Annotated in this window: 3 protein-coding genes; all 3 read left to right on the top strand. The window is 65.2% G+C overall.

The features are described 5' to 3' along the window. Positions 1-111: 111 nt before the first annotated feature. Complete coding sequence (locus AKL29_RS32630) at positions 112-891, top strand: NYN domain-containing protein (RefSeq protein ID WP_050387010.1); 780 nt, start codon at positions 112-114, stop codon at positions 889-891. 214 nt (positions 892-1,105) lie between these two features. Next, entirely contained in the window at positions 1,106-1,495 is a 390-nt protein-coding gene (locus AKL29_RS32625; RefSeq protein ID WP_016842369.1) for a DUF1236 domain-containing protein, read from the top strand. Positions 1,496-1,696: 201 nt separating this feature from the next. Beyond that, entirely contained in the window at positions 1,697-2,758 is a 1,062-nt protein-coding gene (locus AKL29_RS32620) for a ketopantoate reductase family protein (protein ID WP_050387009.1), read from the top strand. Positions 2,759-2,771 lie beyond the last annotated feature (13 nt).

Below are 2,771 nucleotides of genomic sequence, written 5' to 3'. Positions count from 1 at the left end.
GGCGATGCCGCCTATGCTTGGGACGCGCGATGTGCTCCGATACGACGGCTGCGCCGGTTCCGCGGCTGTCTGCGTAATTGTCCATTCATCCTGTCCCAGCCGAGAAATGCCATGCCTTCCGAACTCCGTTCGCCTCGTCTGGCCGTCCTGATCGACGCCGACAACGCATCTGCAAAGATCGCCGATGGGCTGTTCGAGGAGATCGCCAAGATCGGCGAGGCCAGTGTGCGCCGCATCTACGGCGACTTCTCCAATCCCAGATCCAAGGGCTGGGCCGACATCCTGTCGAAGCACGCCATCATTCCGCAGCAGCAATTCGCCTATACGACCGGGAAGAATGCATCCGACATCACCTTGGTGATCGACGCCATGGACCTGCTGCACAGCGGCCGGTTCGACGGCTTCTGCCTGGTGTCGTCGGACAGCGATTTCACCCGGCTTGCCGCCCGCATCCGCGAGCACGGTATCGACGTGTTCGGGTTCGGCGAGCAGAAGACGCCGGAGAGTTTTCGGCAGGCCTGCCGCCGGTTCGTCTACACCGAGAATCTGCGCGGCGGCGCGCCGAGCAATCAGGATGCGGCCGTGCGGGCCCAGCCGTTGCAGCCGCCCGAGGCCGCCACGCCGATCATCAAGAAGGTCATCAGCCAGATGGCGAGCGAGGACGGCTGGGTCACGCTTGGCGAGGTCGGACGGCAGCTGGCCAATTTCGCGTCGGATTTCGATCAGAGGACCTACGGCTTCCGCACCCTCGGCGAGCTGGTGCGCAGGACCAACGCGTTCGAGATCGAGTCCAAGGGCGGGACGATGCGAATCCGCATCAAGCCAGCGGCTGCACGGCCGCCAAGACGGCGAGCTCCAAGACGGCGAGCCGATCAAAGGCTGCCGGAATGAACGGCGCGCCGCGCGGTCTGTTCTGCGCGATTTCTGAATCTGAACCCAGGATGAATGCTGCTTCGGACATTGTCCGGAGCGGCATTTTCGTTCGTGCCGGAATCAAGCGAATTGCGCGCGGAACTGGAGTTGCGCGAGTTGCAGCGTTGGAACCGGAACGTTCTCGTCGCTTGCGATGTTGAGGGGGCATCGATCAATTCGGAGGAGGAGAATCATGAACAAGCGTTTTGCTGTGTCCCTTGTCGCTGCAGCGTCGCTGCTCGCATCCGGTTCGGCCTTCGCGCAGTCCACGACTGCGGCGGGCGCCGCGAACGGTGCGCGGGCCGGCGGCGAAATCGCGGGGCCCGTCGGCGAGATCGTCGGCGGCACGGTGGGTGCCGCGGTCGGCGCCGGCCTCGAGATCCCGAATGCGGTGATCACCTCGATCCCGCGCAACGAGCCGTCGGTGGTGGTGCGTGAACGCGTCGTGGTCGGCGAGCCGCTGCCCGACACCGTCGTGCTGCGTCCGGTGCCGCGCTACACCGAGTATCGCTACGCGGTCGTCAATGATCGCCGCGTGATCGTGGAGCCGCGCACCCGCCGGATCGTCAAGATCATCGACTGATCGCGTCGAGACTTCTGACTACGAACATCCTCGCGGGCCCATCGTCCGCGGGGATTTTCGCGGGTCCCATGATTACCGGCATGGCACCGCCCAGCTTTTTCATGAAAGGACCGGTTGGCCTGACGCCGCGATCCCCTAGACTGGTCCGCAACGGATGGACGCAGCCAGCGTTCGTCTCAATCAAGAGCAGGGGATGGAAGCATGGGTCGGAAGATCGCGATCGTCGGCGCGGGTGCTGTCGGCGGCTACGCCGGTGCGCATATGGTGCAGGCGGGGGAGGACGTCACCTTCATCGACCCCTGGCCCGCGCATGTCGAGCACATGCGCAAGCACGGCCTGCGTGTCACGCATGCGATGGACGTCGCGGAATTCTCGGTGCCGGTGCGCGCACTCGATGTCACCGACGCGCAGCAATTGGCAAAGGAAAAACCGGTCGATATCGCCTTCGTCTGCATGAAGTCCTACGACACCGCCTGGGCCACCATGCTGATCCGGCAATATCTGGCGGCGGACGGTTATGTGGTGTCGCTGCAGAACTGCATGAACGAGGAAACCATCGCCGGCATCGTCGGCTGGGGCAAGACGCTCGGCTGCATCGCGAGCAGCATCACCGTCAATCTGCCGGAGCCGGGCCATATCCACCGCGGAGCCGGCAAGGGCGGCGCAGCGCACACCGTGTTTCGCGCCGGCGAGGTGCACGGCCGCATCACGGCGCGGGCGGAGGAAGTCTGCCGCCTGGTCGGTTATTCCGACAGCACCAAGGTCACCTCCAATCTCTGGGGCGAGCGCTGGTCCAAGCTCGTCGCCAACGTGATGGGCAACGGGCTCTCGGCCTGTACTGGTCTGGCGGGTGGCGAGGTGCTGCAAAGCGAGCCGCTGCGCCGCTTCTCGACGCGGCTCGGCAGCGAGGCGATCCGCGTCGGCCAGGCGCAGGGCTATCAGCTGGAAGAGATCCTGCACCTGCCGCCGGAGACCATCGCCCGCGCCGGCGAGGGGGATGAGGCCGCAGCGCGCGTTTGCGACGAGCAGCGCTTCAAGGATGCCAAGCGCACTTCATCCGCACAGCGTCCCTCGATGGGCCAGGACATGCAAAAGGGCCGCCGCACCGAGATCGAATTCCTCAACGGCCTCGTGGTCCGCGAAGGCGGGAAGCTTGGCATCGCGTGTAACGCCAATGCCGCGCTGACCGACATCGTCAAGCGCGTCGAACGCGGCGAGCTCGCGCCGGATCCGCGGCACATCACCGAGTTGAGGTTGAATTGAGCGGCCACAGCCG

It is taken from the genome of Bradyrhizobium pachyrhizi, assembly GCF_001189245.1.
GTDB lineage: Bacteria > Pseudomonadota > Alphaproteobacteria > Rhizobiales > Xanthobacteraceae > Bradyrhizobium > Bradyrhizobium pachyrhizi.
This window is presented reverse-complemented; position numbering and strand designations above follow the sequence as displayed.

Bases quoted from the DNA above. Each gene is read 5' to 3' on its own strand.
- AKL29_RS32630 (WP_050387010.1), top strand. From the start codon at position 112: ATGCCTTCCGAACTCCGTTCGCCTCGTCTGGCCGTCCTGATCGACGCC.
- AKL29_RS32625 (WP_016842369.1), top strand. From the start codon at position 1,106: ATGAACAAGCGTTTTGCTGTGTCCCTTGTCGCTGCAGCGTCGCTGCTC.
- AKL29_RS32620 (WP_050387009.1), top strand. From the start codon at position 1,697: ATGGGTCGGAAGATCGCGATCGTCGGCGCGGGTGCTGTCGGCGGCTAC.